The following is a 22,477-nucleotide window of genomic DNA, read 5'->3' as shown; positions in this document are numbered from 1 at the left end:
CTGTCAAAGGACCCGACGACCCTGGTCGGTGTCAGTGCGGTCGCGTACGGTGAAGTACGCCCGGATCTCCGGGGCCGTGTTCCGCCTCCGTTCGGGTCGCCCGTCTTGTTCCGGTCCGCCCACCCGCCTTGTCCCGTTCCGCCCGTCCTGACGAACAGGAGACCGAAGGTGCCGGTCCTCCCTGGAGCCGAGCCGTTCCGCCACGAGGGCGGAGAGGTCGGCGTCCTCCTCTGCCACGGTTTCACTGGGTCGCCCCAGTCGCTGCGCCCCTGGGCCGAGTTCCTCGCCGAGCGCGGGCTGACCGTCGCGCTCCCGCTGCTGCCCGGGCACGGCACGCGCTGGGAGGACATGCAGCTCACCGGCTGGCAGGACTGGTACGCGGAGGTCGACCGCGAGCTGCGCGCCCTCCGGGAGCGCTGCACCCGGGTGTTCGTCCTCGGACTCTCCCTGGGCGGCGCGCTGGCCCTGCGGCTGGCGGCGAAGCACGGGGACGAGGTGAGCGGCATCGTCGTGGTCAACCCGGCGAACAGGGTGCACGGGGCCGCCGCGTACGCCCTTCCCCTGCTCCGTCACTTCGTACCGACCGTGGGCGGTATCGCGAGCGACATCGCCAAGGAGGGGGTCACGGAACTGGGCTACGACCGGGTCCCCCTGCGGGCAGCGCACTCCATGCGGAACTTCTACCGGATCGTCGACGGGGAGCTGCCCCAGGTGACCCAGCCGCTCCTGCTGCTGCGCAGCCCGCAGGACCATGTGGTGCCGCCGGTGGACTCGGCGCGCGTCCTCGGCCGGGTGTCGTCCACGGATGTGACGGAGGTCCTCCTGGAACACAGCTACCACGTGGCGACGTTGGACCATGACGCGGACCGGGTCTTCGAGGAGAGCTACGCGTTCATCGGCCGGCTCGCGCCCGGCGTCGGCGAGCGGTCCGACGCGGTACAGGCGGGTCAGCAGGAAGGGACGGCCACCGGTGGCTGAGCAGGACGCGGAACGCGGCGAGCCCGACGAGAAGGGCGTGCCCGTCGGCGGGCCCCCGGGGGACGGACAGGGTGTCCCGTTCGACGAGGAAGCCGCGTGGAAGGCGATCGTCGAGGGGTACGGCGAGGAACCGAAGGACCCGCCCGGCGCGAAACCGTTCAAGTCGGTCGAGGACCTGGCGCTCCTCGGCCCGGAGACGAACGGCACCCCCACGGGCCGTGGGGGCGGGGACAAGGCCGAGCCGCGCGACAAGGGCGACGGGAGCGACGCCGGCACGACCGGCGGGACGGACCCGGCCCGGGGCGCCGACGGGGAAGACGAGCGCGGGGACCGGCCCTCCGCCGCACAGGCTCTCGGCAGCTCCGTCTCCTTCGCCCCCGGCGTCGGCGGACCCCGTGACTACCGGGCGGCGGAACCCGCCGAGGACGACTTCGACGAGGACGACGAGGGGCACTTCGTGCCGCCCGAGCCGCCTCCGCTGCCGGCCGCCGACACCACGGCCAAGTTCGCCTGGCTGGCCGTCATCGGCGGTCCGGTCGTGCTCCTGCTGGCCGTCCTGCTCGGCTGGGACATGACCTGGTGGCTGGCGACCGTGGGCATCGGCGGCTTCCTGGGCGGTTTCGCCACTCTCGTGATGCGCATGAACCCCGACGCCGACGACGAGGACGATCCGGGGCGGGGCGCGGTGGTCTGAGCCAGGGTCCCGCGCCCCGCGGGACCCGCGTCTCAGGACGCCGGCACTCTGAGGGCGGCCAGTACGGGCAGATGGTCCGTGGCCGCCCTCAGGTCCGTCTCCGTCACGCCGGGCAGGCCCAGCGGCACCCCACAGCCCAGCACCTCGATGCCCTTCGTGGCGAAGACGGCGTCGATACGGCGGTGCGGCGCGTCGCGGATCCAGGTGTGCTCGGCGCCCCAGGGGCGGGTCGCCCAGCCGTCCTGGAGGGAGGCCGAGAGCCGCTGGAAGGTACGGCCCCCGGGCAGGTCGTTCAGGTCACCGCCCGCCACCGCGTGCGGGGTGCCGAGGGCCGCGACGCGGTCAAGAAGCAGGCCGCCCTGCTCATGACGCTCGTCCCCGTCGAGCGACAGGTGGCAGCTCAGGACGCCCAGGCGCGCACCGCCGAAACGGACGACGGCCGTGGCGAAGCCTCGGCGGTGCAGGCCCGGCGTGAGCGGGAGCAGGACGTCCTCGGTCCGCTCGACGGTGGCCCGCAGGGAGCACAGGAGCGCGGGGCCGGCCGCCGGGGCGCCGCCGGAGAGGATCATCTGGTCGGAAGCGGCCGCGAGACGGGCCAGCTTCTTGCGCCAGCGGAAGAAGCGGGGGGCTTCCTGGACCAGGACGAGGTCCGGCGCGCAGGCGCCGATCACCCGCGCGAGGGCGCCGGTGTCGTCGCGCATCGAGCGGATGTTGTAGCTGAGCACCCGGACGACGGCGGAGCCGTCGGGTTCGGTGCGGGAGTGGGGCAGCGGGGTCGTCGCCATGCCGATCAAGATACGGGGGCGCTCCGCCGGGTGGGGGGAAATCGGGGGCGGTCCGGTCCTCGGCCGCGGGTGGGCCGCGGTCGGCCGCACGCCGGGGCCGGTCCCGTCCCGGCTGCCGGGAGCCGTGCCAGCCCGCGCGCTCCCGCGCCCTGGGGAAGGCCCCGTACGACGGCGCCCGCCGTCCTCGGGGGCCGGCGGGCGCTGTCGGGTGGTCACAGGGGGTCACATGATCGGGTCGGGCTCCCGGGCCAGGTCCGCCGCGCCCACGAGTCCGGCCTTGTTGCCGAGCTGGGCGGCGATCACATCGGCCACGGGGCGCCAGTTGCCTCCGACGAGCCAGCGCTTGTACGACTTCCGGATGGGGTCGAGGACCAGTTCGCCCTCGTCCGACAGGCCGCCGCCGACGATGAAGGCCGACGGGTCGAAGAGCGACGCGAGGTCGGCGAGGCCCGCGCCGGCCCAGCGGGCCAGCTCGCGGTAGGAGTCCACGGCGACCGGGTCGCCCTGCCGCGCGGCCACCGAGATGTGCTTGCCCTCGATGCCGTCGGGGTTGCCGTCGCCCAGCGCGAGCAGGATCTCCGCGTTCTCGGGGGTGGCGTTGGCCCGCTGCTTGGCGTAGCGAACCAGGGCGCGGCCGGAGGCGTACTGCTCCCAGCAGCCCTGCGAGCCGCAGCCGCACAGCAGACCGTCCGGCACCATCCGGATGTGGCCGAACTCGGCGGCCACACCGAAGTGCCCGCGGCGCAGCTTGTTGCCGATGATGATGCCGCCGCCGAGGCCCGTGCCCAGCGTGATGCAGATGACGTTCCGGTGGCCCTTGCCCGCGCCGAACTTGTACTCGCCCCACGCCGCCGCGTTCGCGTCGTTCTCCACCACGACCGGCAGCCCCACGCGCGCCTCGACCTCGGCCTTGAGCGGCTCCTGCCGCCAGTCGATGTTGGGCGCGAAGTAGACCGTCGAGCGCTGGCGGTTCACGTAACCGGCCGCACCGATGCCCACCCCGACGATGTCGTGACCGGCTCGCGCACCCTCGACGGCGGCGGCGATGGCGTCCACGATGCCCTGCGGCGTGCTGGGAGTCGGCACCTTGTGCGTCGAGAGGATGTTGCCTTCCTCGTCGACCACACCGGCCGCGATCTTCGTGCCGCCGATGTCGACGCCGATGGTGAGTCCCATGAATCCCTCAGTTTCGGTCGAGCCCCGCTACGGCCAACCGTACCCGAGCGGCCTTCAGTCCAAGTCAATCCGCTCCCCCGGACCGGTGCCCTCGTCGTGCGGGCCGGTGTCCCGGGTCGTCCAGCGCCGTTCCTGCGCCTCGACGGCCGAGCGGTACGCGGCGAGCAGCTCGGAGCCCGCGGCCGCGAGGTGGTCGAAGACGTCGGGGTTGCGTTCCATGACGGGTTCGACGGCCGCCTTGGCCTGCTGCACGACCTGGCTGACCATCTGCTGGGCGGTGCCCGAGGCGATCGCGCCGAACAGCGGTGAGTTCAGTCCGGACAGTTTGTCGGCGACCGCGTCGACGAGCTTGCGCAGTTCCTCGGAGGCGGAGCCCGGCGGTGGCCCGTACTGGGTGCGGCGGCGGGCCTTCTCCGCCGCGAGATCCTCGGCGCACGCCTTCGCCCAGGCGTCGGCGTCGCTGACGCGCGCTTCGTCCACCGTCTCCTGCTGAGCGGCGTCGGACGTGGGGCGCTCTTCGCTCATGGCGGGCTCCTGCCTACGGTTCCTCCCTTCGACGTTACCCGAACAGGGGTACCCGGTTCACCGTGCGCGCGGCCACAGATCGGGGTCCGGGGCGAAACGGATCCGCAGTTCCCCCTCACGCAGCGCGGCACCGTCCACGCCACAGCGGCGCAGGGCGGACGGCAGCGGCACGATCCGGCGGAACTGCCCCACGGTGAGGACCAGTTCGTCGCCCCTGCGGATCAGGTCCAGTTCCTCGCGTATCGCGCCGGGGAGCGGGATGTGCCACACGAGGACGCCGTCGTCGGCGAGGTGGTCGAGGACGGGCCACTCGACCGGGGGCGGCGTCTCGTTGACACCCGGCACCGGGAGCGCGCCGAGGTCGTCGGCGCCGCGCGGATCGCGGCCCAGGTGCGCGGTCTCGTGGACGGTGTACGTCTCCCGCCATTCGTCGAGCGCCTTGTGCTGCTGCGCGGCGAGGGCGCCCAGCCAGGCGTCCGGGGTGGCGGCGGGCAGCACGCGGTTGGCGAGCAGTGTCTCGACGCGCAGACCGCGCAGCGCGAAGCCGGTGACGGCGGTGCGGACGGCGTCGGTGCCGGCCGGTCCGGGTTCGGCGACCACCCGTACGGTCGTGGCGCGGTCCCCGACGACCGCTTCCACGGCGGCCAGCTCCCCGTCCCAGCGCGCCGCCGTCTCGTAGAGCCACTCGGCGGGCATCGGGACCCCGGCGAGCCGGCCGAGGACGGGCCGCAGGGCGCGGGCGGCCTGGCGTTCCGCGGGGAGCAGCCGGCGCAGATAGCGGCGCAGTTCCTCGGGGAGCGCCAGCAGGGCGAGAGCCTCGGGGGTCGGGGGGAGGTCGACGACCAGGAGGTCGTACCTCTCCGAGGTCGCCGCGTCGCGCAGGGCGCGCAGCAGGGCCAGTTCCTCGGCGCCGGGCAGCGGGGTGAGCTCCTCGGCGTCCAGCCGGGCGGCGCCGAGCAGATCGAGGGCGGTGGTCGCGCGGTCCTGGAAGGCGGCGAGGTCCTCGCGGAAGCGTTCGGTCGCGTCGGGACGCCAGGCGGTGAGGCCGGGGGCGGCTTCGACGGGCTCCGCGCCGGTGCGGGTGCCCAGCGCGGCGCCGAGGGTGTCGGCGCGGTCGGCGCTCAGCAGCAGGGTGCGGGTGCCGGCGCCCGCGGCCTTCAGCGCGGTGGCCGCCGCGAGGGTCGTACGGCCGGTGCCGCCGGAGCCGGTGATCAGGATGGTGCGCATGGGAGGGAACGCTACCCGCGCCCGGCACCCCCGCCGTCCCGCCCCGTCACCCGTCCGCTCCCCGGAACCGCGCGGCGGCCCGTCACCCGTCCGCTCCCGGGAACCGCCCGGCGGCCCGTCACCGGGCCACCCGGTGCGGCCCGGCCGCGGACGGGGTCAGCCCGCCTCGCCCGATTCCACCCGCTTCTTCAGACCCGCCAGGGCCCGGTCGATGATGACCTTCTCGGCCTTGCGCTTGATCATGCCCAGCATGGGGATCTTGACGTCGACCGTCAGCCGGTAGGTGACCTCGGTGGCACCGGCGCCCGCCGGCGCCAGGAGGTACGAGCCGTCCAGGGAGCGCAGCATCTGGGACTTGACCAGGGTCCAGGAGACCTCGTGGTCGCCGGTCCAGGTGTACCCGAGGGTCTGGTCGTCCTTGATGGCGCCGGCGTCCATGACGAGACGCACCTGCTCGGCGCGGCCCTGCCCGTCCGTGCCGAGCACCTCGGCCTCCTTCACCTCGCCGGTCCAGTCCGGGTAGCGGGCGAAGTCGGCGATGACCGCCATGACGTCAGCCGGTGCCGCCTCGATCGTGATGCTCGAGCTGGTGTGTTCCGCCATCGCCGTGGCTCCTCCAGGTGCGGTCCGGTGAGGGAGGGTGGTGCGCACGAGTGTGCAGCGTGAAGGCTACCGCGCGCCGGGCCGACCCTTGCCACCCCACCTGGGGTTCACCATTCCAGCGCCCAGGGCCTGCCCGACCCGGCGAAGTGGCCCACGTTCACGCACTCCGTCGCGCCGATCCGCATCCGCCGGACGAGCGGCTGGTGGACGTGGCCGAAGAGCGCGTAGCGGGGGCGGGTGCGCCGGATCGCGTCGAGCAGGGCGCGGGACCCGCGTTCGAAGCGGCGCGCCACGGTGTCGTACATCAGATCGGGCACCTCCGGCGGGATGTGGGTGCACAGCACGTCGACCTCGCCGACCGCCTCGATCTTCGCCGCGTACTCCTCGTCGCTGATCTCGTAGGGGGTGCGCATGGGGGTGCGCAGTCCGCCGCCGACGAAGCCGAAGACCCGGCCGGCGATCTCGACCCGCTCGCCGTCGAGGACGGTGGTGCCGGGTCGGGCGTACTCGGCCCACAGCGCGGGCATGTCGACATTGCCGTAGGTGGCGTACGTCGGTGTCGGGAACGCGGCGAACAGCTCGGCGTACTGCCTGCGCACGGCCTTCTCGATGGCCGTGAAGCGGTCCGTGCCCACGCCGGACCACAGCCGCGCCCCGAACTCGCGCGCCTCCGTGAAGCGGCGGGCGGTGCGCAGCTCGACCAGCCGGTCGGCGTTCTCCGTGCCGAAGAGGTCGGGGAAGATGCCCCGCGAGTGGTCGGCGTAGTCGAGGAAGAGCACCAGGTCACCGAGGCAGATCAGGGCGTCGGCGCCCTCGCCGGCCCGGGCGAGGTCACGCGCGTTGCCGTGCACGTCACTCACCACGTGAATGCGCGTCCTGCGGTTACCGCCTGGTGTGGGTGCCATGGCGATCAAGCGTAGGCCTGTGCGGCAAACGTGAACAGAGGCGGTCGGACCTGCGGTTACTGGCATGCCGAGAAGGGCGTGGACTACTGTGCGCGAAGGAACGTCAACCTGTGTGACGCAGGGAACATCTCGCCGGGACCCCCTATCGAAACAGCCGTACCGGTGGGTAACGTCCGGGCAGTCCAGTCGTACTCAGGAATTCAACAACGGTCTTCCCGAGTGCCTGCCCGAGCCTTGGACCGCACCGTCGCATCACACAGAGTCGTGGCGCCGGCGCCCTATGAGGAGCAGCAGTCTTGCGCGAGTTCAGCCTTCCGGCTTTGTACGAGGTCCCTGCGGACGGAAACCTGACCGACATCGTCCGCAGAAACGCCGCGCAGCATCCCGACGTCGCCGTCATCGCCCGCAAGGTGGGCGGCACGTGGACGGACGTCACCGCCACGGTGTTCCTCGCCGAGGTACGGGCCGCGGCCAAGGGACTGATCGCCTCGGGCGTGCAGCCCGGCGACCGGGTCGGCCTGATGTCCCGTACACGCTACGAGTGGACGCTGCTCGACTTCGCCATCTGGAGCGCGGGCGGCGTCACCGTGCCGGTGTACGAGACCAGCTCCGCCGAGCAGGTGCAGTGGATACTCGGCGACTCGGGCGCGACCGCCTGCGTCGTCGAGCTGCCGGCGCACGCGGCCGCCGTGGAGTCGGTGCGCGACCGGCTGCCCGCCCTCAAGCACGTGTGGCAGATCGAGGGCGGCGGAGTGGAGGAGCTGGGCCGGGCCGGGCGGGACGTCAGTGACGCCACCGTCGAGGAGCGCAGCTCGCTGGCGAAGGCCGACGATCCGGCGACCATCGTCTACACGAGCGGTACGACCGGCCGTCCGAAGGGCTGTGTCCTCACCCACCGCGCCTTCTTCGCGGAGTGCGGCAACATCGTGGAGCGGCTGCGTCCGCTGTTCCGTACGGGCGAGTGCTCCGTGCTGCTGTTCCTCCCCCTCGCCCACGTCTTCGGCCGTCTCGTGCAGGTCGCGCCGATGATGGCGCCGATCAAGCTGGGCTGTGTCCCGGACATCAAGAACCTCACCGACGAGCTGGCGGCTTTCCGGCCGACGCTGATCCTCGGTGTGCCGCGCGTCTTCGAGAAGGTCTACAACTCGGCGCGCGCCAAGGCGCAGGCGGACGGCAAGGGCAAGATCTTCGACAAGGCCGCGGACACGGCGATCGCGTACAGCCGCGCGCTGGACACCCCGTCGGGCCCGTCGCTCGGCCTGAAGATCAAGTACCGGACCTTCGACAAGCTGGTCTACAGCAAGCTGCGCGCGGTGCTGGGCGGTCGCGGCGAGTACGCCATCTCCGGCGGTGCCCCGCTCGGCGAGCGGCTCGGGCACTTCTTCCGCGGCATCGGCTTCACGGTCCTGGAGGGCTACGGCCTGACGGAGTCCTGCGCGGCCACCGCCTTCAACCCCTGGGACCGGACGAAGATCGGCACGGTCGGCCAGCCGCTGCCGGGTTCCGTGATCCGCATCGCGGACGACGGCGAGGTGCTGCTGCACGGTGAGCACCTGTTCAAGGGGTACTGGAACAACGAGGCCGCCACCGCGGAGGCGCTGGCCGACGGCTGGTTCCACACGGGCGACATCGGCACCCTGGACGAGGACGGCTACCTCCGGATCACCGGCCGCAAGAAGGAGATCATCGTCACCGCGGGCGGCAAGAACGTCGCCCCGGCCGTGATCGAGGACCGCATCCGCGCGCACGCGCTGGTCGCGGAGTGCATGGTGGTCGGAGACGGGCGCCCGTTCGTCGGCGCGCTGGTCACCGTCGACGAGGAGTTCCTGGGCCGCTGGTGCCAGGAGCACGGCAAACCGGCGGGTTCCACCGCGGCGTCGCTGCGCGAGGACCCGGATCTCGTACGGGCGATCCAGGACGCGGTGGACGACGGCAACGCCGCGGTGTCGAAGGCGGAATCGGTGCGGAAGTTCCGCATTCTGTCCTCCCAGTTCAGCGAGGAGTCGGGCCACCTGACGCCGTCCCTGAAGCTCAAGCGCAACGTGGTGGCGAAGGACTACGCGGACGAGATCGAGGCGATCTACGGGGGCTGACCCCGGCGGGTCCGGCTCGGACGTCCTGCCCTAGGGCCTCGGAGTTCCACGGTCTCCACGGCCCTGCTGCCGCACGGCTCTCATGGCGCGGTGTCCTCGGCGAGGATCCGCGCCATGCCGCGTTCCGCGAGCGCGGTGATGGTCACGAACGGGTTGACCCCGATCGAGCCGGGCACCAGTGAGCCGTCGGTGATGTACAGGTGCGGATAGCCCCTCACCCGGCCGTAGTCGTCCGTCGCCCTGCCCAGCACACAGCCGCCGAGCGGGTGGTAGCAGAAGTCGTCGGCGAAGGTCTTGTTGCCGCCGAACAGGTCGTACCGGTAGATCGTCGCGTTCGCCAGGTTGATCCGGTCGAAGAGCTTCTTGGCCATGCTCACCGAGACCGCGCTCTGGGCCGCGGTCCAGCCGAGCTTCGCGGAGTCCGTCGCGGCGTCGTAGGTGAAGGACGCGCGCTCGGGGTTCTTGGTGATCGCCAGGTAGAGGCTGATCCAGTGCTCCAGCCCCATGGGCAGCGGAGCGATCTCGGCGAAGACCGGGTTGGAGGCGTTCGCCCAGTCGTCGATCCCCATCACGGGCATCGTGGACTGGTTGGCTCCGACGGTGTCCCAGATGTGGTTGGCCCTGCCGGTCATGACGTTGCCGTTGGTCCCCCAGCCCGCCCCCACACTGGCGTCCAGGGCGGGCAGGGCGCCCGTCTCCCGGGCCCGGACGAGGAGTTCGGTGGTGCCGAGGCTGCCGCCGCCCAGGAAGAGGTACGTGCAGCCGTACTGCTTGGTCTCCACCACCGCGCCGGTGCCGTCGATGCGGTCGGCGGTCAGGACGTACGTCCCGTCGGCGGCGCGCTGGACGGCCCGGACCCTCTCCAGGGTGTGGATGGTGACGTTGCCGGTGCCGAGGGCGGCGGCGAGGTACGTCTTGTCGAGGCTCTTCTTGCCGTAGTTGTTGCCGTAGATGACCTCACCCGCGAGCGCCGACTTCGTGGCGGTGCCGGCCGCCTCCCGCTGCATGTAGGAGAAGTCGTAGACGTTCGGCACGAACGTGGTCCTCAGCCCCGCGTTCGCGGCGGCCTTGCGGGAGGTGCGGGTGAACTTGTACCACTCGGTGGACTCGAACCAGGCGGGGTCCACCGTGTTGACGCCGAGCATGGCCCGGGCGCGCGGGAAGTAGGTGTCGTACATCTCGGGGGCGTCCACGCCGGGGAACTGCTCGGCGAAGTACGACTGCGGGGGTGTGACGGCCATGCCGCCGTTGACCAGCGAGCCGCCGCCGACGCCACGGCCGACGTAGACGGACATGTGGTCGTAGTGGACGCGGTCCAGGACGCCCGGGTAGCGGCTGATGTCCTTGTTGACGAGGTCCAGCCAGAGGAACGTGGCGAGCGGGGCCTCGGTGCGGGTGCGGAACCACATGGAGCGCTGGTCGGGGGCGCTGGTGGAACAGAAGACCTTGCCGTCGGAGCCGGCCGTGTTCCAGAGCCGGCCCATCTCGATGACGAGCGTGCGGATGCCGGCCTGGCCGAGGCGGAGGGCGGCCACGGCGGCGCCGTAGCCCGAACCGATCACGATGGCGGGGGCGTTGTCGACGGCGTCGGGTTCGGTGGCGTGGGCGGACTGGAGGCCGATGCGGGTGAGGCCGATGGCGGCGGCCGTCTGGAGGGCGGCCATGCCCAGGATGTGGCGTCTCGTCAGGTGACGGTTAGTCATCTGATGATGAGTCAGTTTTTCTGTCATGTGCGCAGCATCGGCGGATTATTGCCTTCCGCCTAGGGGCTTCGCCCGGATTTCGAGGGGGTGAGGGTCACTGTGCGGGGAGTCCTGCGGGAGCGTGGGGGCTTGGCGCGCAGTTCCCCGCGCCCCTTGGGGAGTTGACGGGAGCGCCTGTGGGTGCGTGCGGGTCCGTGGAGGGATTGCGCAGTTCCCCGCGCCCCTGAGGGGCGGGTGGGAGTCACTGTGCGTGGAGACGTGCGGGAGCGTGGGGGCTTGGCGCGCAGTTCCCCGCGTCCCTTGGGGAGTTGGTGGGGGCGGCTGTGGGTGCGTGCGGGTCCGTGGAGGGATTGCGCAGTTCCCCGCGCCCCTTGGGGAGTTGGTGGGGCGGGAGGTTCCCGGCGGTTGGGCTACAGGAGGGTCTTGAGGTGTTCCGACAGGAGGTCCCAGCGCCATTTCTCCTCGATCCAGGCCCGGCCCCGTTCGCCCATGCGGCGGCGGAGTTCCGGGTCGGCGAGGAGGGTGGCAATGCGGTCGGCCGCGTCGTCCGGAGAGCCGCCCCGCACCACCCAGCCCGTCTCTCCGTCGAGGACCGCGTCGGGCGCGCCGCCCGAGTCGCCGGCGACGACCGGCAGGCCCGTCGCGGACGCCTCCAGGTAGACGATCCCGAGGCCCTCGACGTCCAGACCGCCCCGGCGGGTACGGCACGGCATCGCGAAGACGTCCCCCGCACCGTAGTGCGCCGGCAGCTCCGACCAGGGCACCGGGCCGGTGAAGCGGACGGCGTCGGCGACACCCGTCCGGTGCGCCAGCTCGCGCAGCTCCTTCTCGTACGGCCCACCGCCGACGATCAGCAGCACCGCCTCCGGCTGCGCGGCGAGGATGCGCGGCATGGCGAGGATGAGCGTGTCCTGCCCCTTGCGCGGGACCAGGCGGGAGACGCAGACCACCACCGGGCGGTCCGTCAGCCCGAGCCGGGCCCTGACCTCGGCGCCGCCCGAACCGGGGTGGAAGGTCTTCTCGTCGACGCCCGGCGGCAGCTGGACCATGCGCGCGGCCGCTTCCGGGCTCAGCGCGGAGGCGATCCGCGAGCGCGTGTACTCCCCCAGATACGTGATGGTGTCCGTGGAGTCCCCGATCCGCCGCAACAGACCGCGCGCGGCCGGCAGTTGAGCCCAGCCGGCCTCGTGACCGTGCGTGGTCGCCACCAGCCGGCGGGCACCCGCCCGGCGCAGCGCGGGCGCCATCAGGCCGAGCGGGGCCGCCGCCCCGAACCACACCGACGTGCAGCCGTGTTCGCGCAGCAGCCCGACGGCCCGGCGAGTGACGCCCGGCGTCGGCAGGAGCATCGTCGTACGGTCGCGGACGACGGTGAAGGGCTGCTCGGCGTCGAAGGCCGCCGTCGCCTCGGCACCCTCCCGGTCGCGCTTCCAGGTGGAGGCGTAGACGACGAGCCGCTCGGGGTCCAGGCGCAGCGCCATGTTGTGCAGGAACGCCTGGATGCCCCCGGGGCGGGGCGGGAAGTCGTTGGTCACGATCAGGGTCTTGTGCATCGGGCCCGACAGTAACGGAACCCCGCCGGCCGTTCGCGTCCGGCACACTCCCCGGCGCACGGCCCCGCTTCGTGGCTCTCGCCCGGTGCGGCCCGCCATCATGGCCCCACGCGAAACCGCGCGGACCGGGACGGACGAGGGCCAGGTGGGCATGAAGGGCGCAAGGGGGGCGGGGTTCCCGTACGGACCGCTCGGGGCGTGGTGCCTGACCAGGCTGGTGGTGCTGCTCGTCGTCCTCCGGGTGTTCGTGCTGCCCGGCCCGGACGTCACCGGTGACGTCTCGGTGATCTACCACGGCTGGTACGAGATCCTGCGCGCCGGCACCTTCCCGCTCGACGACGTGGCCTGGCAGTACCCGCCGGCCGCGTCGCTCGCGATCCTCTCCCCCGCGCTGCTGCCCTTCCTCGACTATCCGTCCGCCTTCTTCGTCCTGGCCCTCCTCGCCGACCTGGTGGTGTTCGCGCTGCTCCGGTACGCCGGTGTGCGCCCCGGCAGGACGCCGCGCGGTGCCTGGGTGTGGGTGGCCGGCCTCCCGCTGCTCGGCCCGACCGTCTACGCCCGCTACGACGTGATGGTGACGGCGGTGGCGGTCGCGGCCCTGCTCGCGGGGGCCCGGCACCCGCGCGTGATGGGGGCTCTCGCGGGTTTCGGGGCGCTGCTGAAGGTGTGGCCGGTCCTGCTGCTCGCCGGAGCCGTGAAGCGCCGCGCGTGGGCCGCGGCGGCGGTGACCGCGGGCGGGATCGCGCTGCTGTTCTGGGCGGTGATACCGGGTGCCTTCTCCTTTCTCGCCTCCCAGCGGGACCGCGGCACCGAGGTGGAGTCGCTGGGCTCCCTGGTCTTCCACGTGGCCCGGCACTTCGGCTGGAGCGGCCAGGTGCTGCTCAACTACGGTTCGGTGGAGTTTCTCGGCCCGTACGTCGACCTGGTGAGCGCGGCGGCCCTGACGCTCACGGCGGCCGCCCTGGGCTGGCTGCTGCTGTGGCGGCTGCGCAGCGGCCGCATGCGGTCGCACACCCTCGCCGACGCCGCCTTCACGGCGGTCCTGATGTTCACCGCCACCAGCCGGGTCATCAGCCCGCAGTACATGGTGTGGCTGGTCGGAACCGGCGCGGTCTGTCTGTGCTTCCGCGGCAGCCGGATGGCGGTCCCGGTGGGGATGGTGCTGGGCGCCTGCGCGGCGACCGTGCTGGAGTTCCCGGTCTGGTTCTCGCATGTGGTGATCAGCGACTGGCTGGGCGTGACCCTGCTCGCCGCCCGCGACGGGCTGCTGGTGGCCGCCGCGCTGCTGGCCGCCCGCGCGCTGTGGTGGGGCACGGTGACGCACCCGGCCCCGGCCCTGCCCGCGCGGGCCACCCGTGCTCCGGAGTCCCTGAGTCCGTCCTGACGGCGGGCGGGGGCACCGTCGGCAGGGTCTCGGCGGCCCGGGGTGCCGTCGGGACGGTCTCAGCCGAGCTGGTCGCGCAGATAGGTCCGCCACTGCGCGGTGAATCGCTCCGGTGTCGTGTGCAGCACGTCCCGCAGCGCATCCGCCACGGCCCCCGTCCGCTTCCCGTGGTCTCCCACCGCCCGGTAGAAGTCGTCCAGCCGCACCTCGCCCCAGCGGTCGGCGATCAGCCGGCACGCCATCCAGCCGCCCTCGTACGCCCGGGCCAGCCGCGCGGCGTCCCCGGTGAAGCCGAAATCCCCGTCCGCCGGCAGTGCGGCCGGGGAGCGGCCGTCCAGCACCGCCCGCTGCAGCTCCGGTGCCGCCTGCACCGGCGTGCGCCCGCTGCCGCGGTAGCCCACCCAGTCCGCGTACCCCTCGGACAGCCACAGCGGGGTGGCGGCGGTCGTGTGGGCCCGGGTGGCGACATGCGTGGTCTCGTGGGTCAGCACGACCTGCTTGCCGAGGTCGCCGAGGACGCCGTACGCCTCGGGGTTGACGATGATCCGGTCCGCTGGCGCCTTCGCCGAACCGCCGGCCTCGCCGGTGGTGACGGCGGCGATCCCCCGGTAGCTCGACGCCGGCGCGCCGAGCAGCCCCGCCATGCCCTCCAGCGACTTCGGCACGAGGACGACGACGTGCCCGGACCAGTCCGTGTCCCAGGCCTCGGAGACGGCGGGCACGGCGCGGTCCGCGAGAGCCGCGTAGGACCGCAGCCGCCCCACGGTCTGCCCGACCCCCAGGACGAGGCTGTGGGCCCCTCGTACGGCCGTCACGGTGCCCTGCTCCCACAACTGCCGGCCGGACTTCTTCACGGGGGTGTCGGAGGCGACCCGCCACCCCCCGCCGTCGTGGACGAGGCGCAGCGTCCGGGGGACCGTGACGGGAGCCCTGTCGTACCCCTCGACGCGGTAGCGCAGCTCCGCGTCGGCGGTGGCCCGCTCCCCGGACCGGCGCAGGTCCGTCAGCCGGTACGACCAGGCGGCCAGCGGGACGGCGCGCAGCGCCCTGAACCCGGCGACCCCGCCGGAGGGTTCCTCGGTGGCGCGGTACGCCGCCTCGTCCCGGTGGAGGACCGCGGCGGCCCGCCGGTCGAGGACCCGCTGCACCTCGGCGGCCGCGGTGTCCGCGGCCGGACGTCCGCCGCAGCCCGCCAGCACGCCGAGCAGCAGCACCAGGGCACACCCTGCCCGCGACGCACGCCCTCGACCTGCCACGTTCCCGATCGTACGGCGGTGCGGCGGTGTGGTCAGACCCGCGTCACGGACGAGATCGGCATCATGCCCACCGGGTCGTAGCGGACCGCGGCCCCGGGGTAGGGCGCGTGGATCACCTGTCCGTTGCCCGCGTACATCGCCACATGGCTCGCGTCCGACCGGTAGGTGACCAGGTCGCCGGGCCGGGCCTGGGAGAGCGGCACCTGGTGTCCGGCGTACCGCTGCTCCTGCGAGGTGCGCGGCAGGCCGACCCCGGCCCGCGCGTACGACCACTGCATGAGGCCCGAACAGTCGAAGCCGCCGGGCCCGTTGGCGCCCCACACGTACGGGCGGCCGAGCGCGGAGCGGGCCGCCGCGAGGGCCGCCGCGGCCCGTCCCGAGGAGGGCACGGCGCCACCGAGGTCGGGGATTCCGGGGCGTCCGGAGCGGGAGGCGCGGTCGTAGGCCTCGCGCAGCGCGTCGGGCATCGCGTTGAGCAGCCGGCGCGCCTCGGCGAGTTTCCGCTCGACGGTCCGCTTGTGGTGGGCGACGGCCCGGCTGGTCCGCTCCAGCGCGGCGAGTTTCGCGGTGGCCTCCTCCCGTTCCTGGGCGAGGTCGCGCATGGCGAGCTGGAGGTCGTCCAGTTCGCCCGCCTGGTGTGCGGAGATCCGGTCCAGCACGGCGGCCTTGTCGAGGTATTCGGCCGGGTCGTCGGAGAAGAGCAGCGCGAGGGAGGGGTCGAGTCCGCCGGAGCGGTACTGGGCCCCGGCGAGTGAACCGAGCGCGTCCCGCATCGTGTTGATGCGTTCCTGCTGGCGGGCGATCCGGTCCTGCGCCGTGTGGACCTCCCGGCGCAGTGAACCGGCGCGCTCGCCCGCCTTGTTGAACGCCTCGGTGGCCTTCTCCGCCTGCGTGTAGAGGCGGTCCACCTCGGCCCGGGTGTCGTCCTGCGGTGCCGCGGCGGCCGGTACGGCGCCGAGGGCCGCGGCGGCCACGGACATCACGGTGGCGGTGATACCGGCGATGCCGGGCGTGCCGGCGACCCGGTCGGACCCGGACGGCGCACGGCGGCGATGGGAACCCACGGTAGCCGCTCTCCCTTCCGCTGACGGTCCCCCGGAATCGGGGGAAACGCGGCAGACAGTAGCCGTGCGACTACGCACCGGCCAAAGACCTCCGGCGGCGCGCGACACGGCGCCCCGCCGGAGACGCAGGTCACCGACGGGGCGCGGGGTCAGCGGGAGTTGTCGTGATTCGCCCGTTTGGGCGGCGAACCGGGGAGGTTCCCGAAGAGGTCCGGGACCGGGATCAGACCCGGACGCCGAACTGGAACGCTCCGCCGATGGTGCTCATCGACTCGTAGCGCACGACGGTGCCGGTACGCGGGGCGTGCAGCACCTGGCCGTTGCCCGCGTAGAGGGCGACGTGGTGCAGGTCACCGAAGAAGAAGACCAGGTCACCGACCTGCAGATCGCTCTGCGAGTAGATACGGGTGCCTATGTTGGCCTGCGACTCGGAGGTCCGCGGGATGGAGACGCCGGCCTGAGCGTAGGCCCAGGAGGTGAGGCCGGAGCAGTCGAAGGAGCTCGGGCCGGTGGCGCCGTAGACGTACGGGCGGCCGATCATGCCCTGGGCGGCGGCGAACGCGGCGCCGGCCCGCCCGGAGGCGGCCTTGGAGTTGCCGAGGTCGACGCGCTCGCTGGCCCGGGTGGCCCGCTCCTGGTCCTGGGCCGCGAGGGCCGCCCGCTCCTTGGCCGTCAGGGAGTTGAGCAGCTTCTGCGCGGAGGCGAGCTTGCCCTGGACTTCCTGCTTCTTCTTCTTGAGCTCCGCGCGGGTGTCGGAGAGGTCCTTGAGCTTCGCGGACGCTTCCTGGCGCTGCTGGGCGAGTTCGCGCTGCTTCGACTGGACCTTCTTCATCGCCTCGACCTGCTGACTGCTCAGCTGGTCCATCGCGGACGCCTTGTCCAGGTAGTCGTCCGGGTTCGAGGAGAGGAAGAGCGCCACGGACGGGTCGATGCCGCCGGTGCGGTACTGGGCGCTGGCCATCGAACCCAGGCCGTCACGCAGCTCGTTGAGGTCCTCCTGGCCGCGGGCGACGTTGTCCTGCAGGGTGCTGATCTGCTTCTCCAGCTTGTCCTGCTTCTCCTTGGCCCCGTTCAGCTTCTCGGTGGCCTTCTCCGCCTGCTCGTAGAGGGCGTCGACCTTGGACTTGACCTCGTCCTTGCTCGGCTTCTCGCTGGGCGCGGCGTTGGCGGCGTTGGCGCTGAGGGCCACGGCTGCCGCGGCGGCGGTGGTGAGCACGGTCACGCGGGTGCGGCTCGGCTGCTTGGGTCGACGGTGGGACGCCACGAAGGCGAGCTCCTTCTTCCTTCAGCCGCCTGCCGAGACGCCGACGGGCGGTGCCCCTCCGCCGTCACTCCCTATGAGTGATCACCCGAGCGGAGGTTCGAGGCCAGACCCTAGTGACCTTCCTGTGATCAGTTCAAATCCAAACCTGAAAAATCTCGGTCACCGAGCGCATTCTTTGCACTCAACTCACGTGCAGTGATGCGCGATTGACACTACGTTGCGTGAAGGTCTCACCAAACGGGCCATCCCGCCCGGACGTCACAGATGGGACGGACGAGTTCTCCGGGACGCGGGAGGCGGTTCGCGGACCGGGGGCGGACACCCCGCCCGCGCCGGGGGACGCGCTCGGCCGACGGCCCCCGGGGCAACGCCCGGCGGACCAGGGGTGAACTCCCGGCTAACCGCGCGAGAAACGCTTCAGGAGCACCACGGAGGCGACCGGGCGGGCGCCCGCCTTGGCGATCCCGTCGGCGACCTCACGGTCGGTGGAGACCACGATGACCGGCCGTCCGGGCGGCTCGGCGCGCACCAGCTGGCGGATCAACTCGTCAGCGGTGACGCCGGGTTTGGAGAACAGCACCCGCACCCCGCGCGGCGGCGCGAGCAGCACCGGCGCCGCCAGCTCCGCCCCGTCGAAGACGCAGGTGACCTCGGCGCCGGTCTGCGCGGCGAGCTGGGAGAGCTGCCCCAGCAGTCGCAGCCGCTGCTTCTCCAGCGGCATCTGCGGATAACCGGTCTTGGTGACGTTGTACCCGTCGACCACCAGGTGCGCCTGCGGCAGCGCGAGCAACTGGTCGAGGATCGCGGGGTCGTTCTCGGAGAGCGCGCGAGCGGCGATGTCCTTCGGGGTCATCCGTCCCGGCTCGACCGCGTCCACGGTCTCGGCGGGCCGTACGGACACGGGTGGCAGGGCGAGTTCGCGCCGCAGCCCCTGTGCCGCGTCCAGCACGGTGTCCAGGAGCAGCCGGACGCGCATGTCCTCGACGCTGCGACCCTCGCGGGCCGCCCTGCGGGTGGCCTCCAGGGCCGCCTCGGCCTCGGCCAGCCGGGTCTTGAGCCGCCGGGTCTCGCTCTCCGCGGCGGACACCTGGGCCTGCCCCTCCGCCCGCGCGGTGTCCGTCTCGGCGTGCAGCTTGCGCAGCGCGGCCTCGCCCCGCTTGACGTCGCTGAGGGCACCGCGCAGCTTGCGGTGCAGCGACTCCGACTCCTTCTTCGCGGACTCCAGCTCGGTGCGCAGCCGTTCGGTCTCGGCCCTGGTCTGGGCGCGCGCCTCGGCGAGCTCCTCCCGCAGCCGCTCCAGCTCCGCGCGGCTCTCCTCGTCGGCACGCTCGGCGTCCGCCCGCAGGGCCTCCTCGCCCGCGGCGGTCACCAGCTTCACCCAGCCCGTGGGGCGCAGCACATAGGCCGCGGCCGCCACGTCCAGCGGGTCCGCGGCCGGGGGCGGCGCACCGGAGTCGAGGGCGCCCACGAGCTCCGGCTGCGCCTCTCTGAGCTTCTCCCCGATACGCTGCCGGAAGAGCGGGTCGGTCTCCAGTGCGGCGGCCATCGCGTTGCCGGCGAACTTCGCCCGCCGGTTCGCGGCGAACCGCGCGTACTGTCTCAGCTGAACCGGCAGTTCGGCGACGGTCAGGCCGCCGAACCCGTCGGAGACGATCTGCACGACGCGGCGGCGCACGCCGTCGGGCAGCGGACGGTCGAGCACCTCGGCGGCGCCGTCGTCCGGCTCCCCATCCGTGGTCTCCGCCATCCCTCGCTCCATCGTCCGTGCGGGGCCCGCTCCCTCAGGAGCCGGCGCCCGGCCTGTCCACCAGTTCCACCTGATCCACCGCGTTGCACCAGCGACAGCGCACCGACTCGATGGTCTCACTGACCACCTCGCGCTCCTCCACGCTCGGCTCGCCGGCCAGGTCGAGGTGCACGTACTCGACGACCTTCGACGAGCGCGTCACGTCGAAGCGCGTCAGATTGCCGCACAGGGTGCAGCGCCAGCGGGTCTCGGTGGTCGGAAGGGGAACCGTCATGTGGCAGTCGCTTTCCTTCTGGTGTCCGTGTGGCTCGTAACCCTACGGCCTGGCGGGTACTCGACGCTCGGCCGTCCGCAGCGGCGAGGCACTCTGCGTGCATCGGTCCGGTTACGTCATGCTCTGCAACATGATCGGCAACTGGAGTACGACGGTCGGCAGGACGGTGCGGGCCCAGTCCGCGCCCGTGACGTACGGGCTGATCGTCCTGTGCTGCGTGATCTTCGTGATCGGCCCGGCGTCGGGGTTCAATCCGACCTACGGCACCGGGGACGAGCTGCTCGTCGCGCAGCGGGCCTACTTCCGGCGCTGGGGCGTGGTGCCCGCCGAGCTCCTCGCGGGGACCCCGGGCGCCCTGCTGACGCCCGCCACGGCCCTGTTCATCCACGGCAGCTGGCTCCACCTCCTGGGCAACATGCTCTTCTTCTACGTCTTCGGGGCCATGACCGAGGAGCGCATGGGCCACTTCGAGTTCGCCCTCTTCTACGTCGGCTGCGGCTATCTCGCGCTGGTCGGCTACGCGGTCGCCAACTCCACCTCCGAACAGACCCTGGTCGGTGCCTCGGGAGCGATCTCCGCGGTCCTCGGAGCGTTCCTCTACCTTTTCCCCAAGGCCCGGGTGACCAGTCTCTTCCCGTTCCTGTTCTTCCTGCCGCTGCGCTTCCCGGCCTGGATCGTGCTGCCGTTCTGGGCGGCGCTGCAGTGGCTGGCGGCGGGCCGCAGCCCCTCGGGTCCCGGGGTCGCCTATCTGGCCCATCTGGTGGGCTTCTCGCTGGGCTTCCTCTACGCGTGGGTGCGCTTCCGGGGGCCGACTAGAGTGAAAGTCCCAGCAGCGGCCCCCGAGGGAGAGAACCAGCCGTGATCACCGCGATCGTGCTCATCAAGACCAGCGTGGACCGGATCCCCGAGATCGCCGAGTCGATCGCCGCCCTCGACAGTGTCAGCGAGGTCTTCTCCGTCACCGGCACGTACGACCTGATCGCCATGGTCCGGGTCAAGGCCCACGACGACCTGGCGGACGTCATCCCCGGCAGCATCAGCAAGATCCCCGGGGTGGAGGGCACCGACACCCACGTCGCCTTCCGCACGTACTCGCAGCACGACCTGGAGGCGGCCTTCGCGATCGGCCTGGACTCCTGACCGGCCCGGACTCCTGACCGGCCGCGCCCCATGGCCGACCGCGACCCTTGACCGGCCGCGACTCCTGACCGGTCCCGCGACCCGCGCCACACCGCCCGAGGGGGGACCCGGGTCAGACCGCGGGCACGCAGCGACCGCCCTCGGTGCGGTAGCGCCACTGCGCGCCGTCCCGCACGAGCTCCTTCACGGCGCGCACGAAACGCTCCACGTGCTCGTCCGGGGTGCCCGCCCCGAAGCTGACGCGGATCGCGTTGAGGGACTTCTCGCCGGGCGCGGCCTCGGGGGCCCCGCACTCGCCCTGGGTCTGCGGGTCGCTGCCGAGCAGCGTGCGCAGCAGCGGGTGCGCGCAGAAGAGCCCGTCCCGCACCCCGATGCCGTACTCGGCGGAGAGCGCCGCCGCGAAGTGCGAGCTGTTCCAGCCCTCCACGACGAACGAGATGACACCGACCCGGGGCGCGTCGTCGCCGAACAGGGACAGCACGCGCACCCCGGGCACCTCGGCGAGGCCCTCGCGGACCGTGCGGATCAGGTGCCGCTCGCGGGCGACGATCCGGTCGAAGCCCTCCTCGGCGAGCGCCTTGCAGGCGGAGGCGATGGAGTAGGCGCCGATCACGTTGGGGGACCCGGCCTCGTGCCGGGCCGCGCTCTCGTGCCACTCGACGTCGACACCGCCGTCCGCGCGCCGGGCGACCTTGCGGCTGGCGCCGCCCCCGGCCAGGTACGGCTCGGCGGCGCGCAGCCAGTCGGAGCGGCCGGCGAGGACACCGGAGCCGAAGGGCGCGTAGAGCTTGTGCCCGGAGAAGGCGACCCAGTCCACGTCGAGGTCGCGGACGGACACCGGGTGGTGCGGGGCGAGCTGAGCCGCGTCCAGCACGATCCGGGCGCCGTGGGCGTGGGCTGCGGCGGCGAGCTCGCGCACCGGCCACAGCTCGCCGGTGACGTTCGAGGCCCCGGTGACGCAGACGAGGGCGGGTCCGTGCGGGTCGCGGCGGCCGGCCAGGGCGCGCTCCAGGGCCGCGACGGCCTCCCGCGGGGTACGGGGCGCGTCGAGGTAGCTGACCCGGGCGTCCTGCCACGGCAGCAGCGAGGCGTGGTGCTCGGTCTCGAACACGAAGACCTGGCAGTCGGCCGGCAGGGTGGCGGCGAGCAGGTTGAGCGAGTCGGTCGTCGACCGGGTGAAGACGACCTGGTCGTCGTCCCGGCAGTCCAGGAACTCCGCGACGGTCCCGCGGGCGTTCTCGAAGAGATCGGTGGACAGCTGCGAGAGGTAGCCCGCTCCGCGGTGCACACTGCCGTAGTACGGGGCGTACGCGGCGACGTCGTCCCAGACGCGCTGGAGGGCCGGGGCGCTCGCGGCGTAGTCGAGGGCGGCGTAGGTGACCTCGCCGCCGGTGACGAGCGGGACGGTCACATCACGGCCCAGAACGGGCAGCGGGGCACAGACGGACTGGTCGACGGCAGCGGTGGAGACAGACATGGCGCACTCCTGTGAGGCAGGCGGAAGCACCGCGCGAGCGGGGGCGTAGCGGGGTACGCCGCGCGCCGCCCGGCGCAGGTGAGGGTGAAAAGGGGTGTGCGGAGGCGGGGCTCTACGCCCTAGCGCATTCGCTTGCTCACAGAAGGCTCCCTCGAACGACCAGGACCCCTGGGATGCTCGAGGGGTCCGCGCTTGCCGCAGACCTCGCTGCCTACGGCCTGGTCTTCACCCGGGGCACCCCGCCACGGACGGAGGGTTGCCGGACAGCCGGCCGGGGCCTGATGGCTGTCGCTCATGACCTGATACCGCATCCTGCCACACGGTCTTCCGGACGCAACCCGGAGTCCACATGGCGGTACACGCCCCCCTGCCCGAGCCCTCTCGTACCAGGGGCTCCCGCCAGGGGCGCCGCGCCCCCTGGACCCCCGCCCTCGCACGGAGCCTCGACCTCGAACGCCGGACGGGCCGGAGATGCCCGCCCACGCTCGAAGACCGACGCCCGCCACCCACGCACAACCAGCCCGTCCGGCGCCGCTTGAGGACGAGGCCGTCCAGGCCGATGCGGGGGTCCGGGGGCGGCAGCCCCCGGCAGCACGAAGGCCGACGCCCACCGTCCAGCCCCTCCGGGC

The 22,477-nt window shown here is 72.6% G+C and carries 20 protein-coding genes and 1 riboswitch; of the genes, 6 read left to right on the top strand and 14 right to left on the bottom strand.

The annotated features are described in order from the left end of the window. The first annotated feature begins 168 nt into the window (after positions 1-168). A complete protein-coding gene (locus OG776_RS29655) occupies positions 169-978 on the top strand; it encodes an alpha/beta hydrolase (RefSeq protein ID WP_148013604.1) in 810 nt (269 codons plus the stop codon). After that, positions 971-1,672: a hypothetical protein gene (locus tag OG776_RS29650; RefSeq protein ID WP_148013605.1), complete on the top strand. Its 702-nt coding sequence runs from the start codon at positions 971-973 to the stop codon at positions 1,670-1,672. The genes OG776_RS29655 and OG776_RS29650 overlap by 8 nt, the downstream gene beginning before the upstream one ends. Before the next feature lie 32 nt (positions 1,673-1,704). Here the strand turns inward: OG776_RS29650 and OG776_RS29645 are convergent, their stop codons facing one another. From OG776_RS29645 to OG776_RS29620, 6 genes are all read right to left on the bottom strand, one after another. Continuing rightward, positions 1,705-2,457 (bottom strand): endonuclease/exonuclease/phosphatase family protein, encoded by a 753-nt coding sequence (locus OG776_RS29645; protein ID WP_148013606.1) that lies wholly within the window; start codon positions 2,455-2,457, stop codon positions 1,705-1,707. A gap of 222 nt (positions 2,458-2,679) precedes the next feature. Next, positions 2,680-3,633 carry an ROK family glucokinase gene (locus tag OG776_RS29640; protein ID WP_148013607.1) on the bottom strand — a complete coding sequence of 318 codons (954 nt, stop codon included), beginning with the start codon at positions 3,631-3,633 and terminating at the stop codon, positions 2,680-2,682. Between the two features lie 54 nt (positions 3,634-3,687). Continuing rightward, positions 3,688-4,158 (bottom strand): DUF5304 domain-containing protein, encoded by a 471-nt coding sequence (locus OG776_RS29635; RefSeq protein ID WP_148013608.1) that lies wholly within the window; start codon positions 4,156-4,158, stop codon positions 3,688-3,690. A 57-nt stretch (positions 4,159-4,215) separates the two neighbouring features. Then, positions 4,216-5,385: an ArsA family ATPase gene (locus tag OG776_RS29630; RefSeq protein ID WP_148013609.1), complete on the bottom strand. Its 1,170-nt coding sequence runs from the start codon at positions 5,383-5,385 to the stop codon at positions 4,216-4,218. A gap of 156 nt (positions 5,386-5,541) precedes the next feature. Continuing rightward, entirely contained in the window at positions 5,542-5,988 is a 447-nt protein-coding gene (locus tag OG776_RS29625; protein ID WP_148013610.1) for an SRPBCC family protein, read from the bottom strand. A gap of 107 nt (positions 5,989-6,095) precedes the next feature. Then, the gene (locus OG776_RS29620) at positions 6,096-6,893 is read right to left on the bottom strand and encodes a metallophosphoesterase family protein (RefSeq protein ID WP_148013611.1); all 798 of its coding nucleotides are present in this window, start codon (positions 6,891-6,893) and stop codon (positions 6,096-6,098) included. 296 nt (positions 6,894-7,189) lie between these two features. On the opposite strand from OG776_RS29620, the gene OG776_RS29615 reads away from it, so the two are divergent. Beyond that, the gene (locus tag OG776_RS29615; RefSeq protein WP_148013612.1) at positions 7,190-8,986 is read left to right on the top strand and encodes an AMP-dependent synthetase/ligase; all 1,797 of its coding nucleotides are present in this window, start codon (positions 7,190-7,192) and stop codon (positions 8,984-8,986) included. A gap of 80 nt (positions 8,987-9,066) precedes the next feature. Here OG776_RS29615 and OG776_RS29610 read toward each other — a convergent pair whose 3' ends face one another. Next, on the bottom strand, positions 9,067-10,650 hold the full coding sequence (locus OG776_RS29610) for a GMC oxidoreductase (protein WP_148014102.1): 1,584 nt from the start codon (positions 10,648-10,650) through the stop codon (positions 9,067-9,069). Between the two features lie 449 nt (positions 10,651-11,099). Next, positions 11,100-12,242 (bottom strand): glycosyltransferase family 4 protein, encoded by a 1,143-nt coding sequence (locus OG776_RS29605; RefSeq protein ID WP_329322798.1) that lies wholly within the window; start codon positions 12,240-12,242, stop codon positions 11,100-11,102. 151 nt (positions 12,243-12,393) lie between these two features. Between OG776_RS29605 and OG776_RS29600 the strand changes: the two genes are divergently transcribed. Then, entirely contained in the window at positions 12,394-13,626 is a 1,233-nt protein-coding gene (locus OG776_RS29600; protein WP_148013614.1) for a glycosyltransferase 87 family protein, read from the top strand. A 59-nt stretch (positions 13,627-13,685) separates the two neighbouring features. Here OG776_RS29600 and OG776_RS29595 read toward each other — a convergent pair whose 3' ends face one another. The 5 genes from OG776_RS29595 to OG776_RS29575 form a co-directional block, all read right to left on the bottom strand. After that, positions 13,686-14,882, bottom strand: coding sequence for a hypothetical protein (locus OG776_RS29595; RefSeq protein ID WP_148013615.1), 1,197 nt, complete (start codon positions 14,880-14,882; stop codon positions 13,686-13,688). 32 nt (positions 14,883-14,914) lie between these two features. Beyond that, entirely contained in the window at positions 14,915-15,946 is a 1,032-nt protein-coding gene (locus tag OG776_RS29590; protein ID WP_148013616.1) for a C40 family peptidase, read from the bottom strand. Positions 15,947-16,169: 223 nt separating this feature from the next. After that, on the bottom strand, positions 16,170-17,210 hold the full coding sequence (locus OG776_RS29585) for a C40 family peptidase (protein ID WP_148013617.1): 1,041 nt from the start codon (positions 17,208-17,210) through the stop codon (positions 16,170-16,172). A gap of 397 nt (positions 17,211-17,607) precedes the next feature. After that, positions 17,608-18,957: an NYN domain-containing protein gene (locus tag OG776_RS29580; RefSeq protein WP_148013618.1), complete on the bottom strand. Its 1,350-nt coding sequence runs from the start codon at positions 18,955-18,957 to the stop codon at positions 17,608-17,610. 34 nt (positions 18,958-18,991) lie between these two features. Beyond that, positions 18,992-19,231 (bottom strand): hypothetical protein, encoded by a 240-nt coding sequence (locus OG776_RS29575; protein WP_148013619.1) that lies wholly within the window; start codon positions 19,229-19,231, stop codon positions 18,992-18,994. A gap of 130 nt (positions 19,232-19,361) precedes the next feature. Here OG776_RS29575 and OG776_RS29570 point away from each other — a divergent pair, with 130 nt between their 5' ends. Together OG776_RS29570 and OG776_RS29565 are read left to right on the top strand one after the other, a co-directional pair. Then, positions 19,362-20,093: a rhomboid family intramembrane serine protease gene (locus OG776_RS29570; RefSeq protein WP_148014103.1), complete on the top strand. Its 732-nt coding sequence runs from the start codon at positions 19,362-19,364 to the stop codon at positions 20,091-20,093. Next, positions 20,090-20,371, top strand: a complete 282-nt coding sequence (locus OG776_RS29565) for an Lrp/AsnC family transcriptional regulator (RefSeq protein WP_148013620.1) — start codon at positions 20,090-20,092, stop codon at positions 20,369-20,371. Before OG776_RS29570 ends, OG776_RS29565 begins: the two co-directional genes overlap by 4 nt. Before the next feature lie 112 nt (positions 20,372-20,483). On the opposite strand, the gene OG776_RS29560 is transcribed toward OG776_RS29565, so the two are convergent. Continuing rightward, on the bottom strand, positions 20,484-21,848 hold the full coding sequence (locus OG776_RS29560; RefSeq protein ID WP_148013621.1) for an aminotransferase class V-fold PLP-dependent enzyme: 1,365 nt from the start codon (positions 21,846-21,848) through the stop codon (positions 20,484-20,486). A 183-nt stretch (positions 21,849-22,031) separates the two neighbouring features. Next, a riboswitch (SAM riboswitch) is annotated at positions 22,032-22,148 on the bottom strand. Positions 22,149-22,477 lie beyond the last annotated feature (329 nt).

Origin of the sequence: Streptomyces sp. NBC_01689 (genome assembly GCF_036250675.1) — a bacterium.
Lineage (GTDB): Bacteria > Actinomycetota > Actinomycetes > Streptomycetales > Streptomycetaceae > Streptomyces.
This window is presented reverse-complemented; position numbering and strand designations above follow the sequence as displayed.